This is a genomic window from Pseudomonas sp. AC463 (assembly GCF_979253585.1).
On record NZ_CEEDDZ010001127.1, the window covers coordinates 1 to 238 of the forward strand.

The 238-nt window shown below is 65.5% G+C and carries 1 pseudogene; it reads left to right on the plus strand.

Annotated features, from left to right (window positions below):
* Positions 1-238: pseudogene (locus AC0IYH_RS33810) on the plus strand (DNA topoisomerase IB); the annotation flags it as partial.

A 238-nucleotide genomic window follows, 5' to 3' on the forward strand; every position in this document is an offset into this window, starting at 1 on the left:
GCTCGACGACAAGGGCGAGGCGCATCCGGTCACCTCGTCCGACGTCAACGACTATATCCGCGAGGCTACCGGCCACGATTTCACCGCCAAGCATTTCCGCACCTGGTGCGCGAGCGTCTGTGCGTTCGAGGCGCTGGCCTCCGCCGAGCGTGACCTGAGCCTGAAGTCGCTGCTGGAGCCCGTCGTCGAGAAGCTCGGCAATACGCCCGCCATCGCGCGCAAGAGCTATGTCCATCCG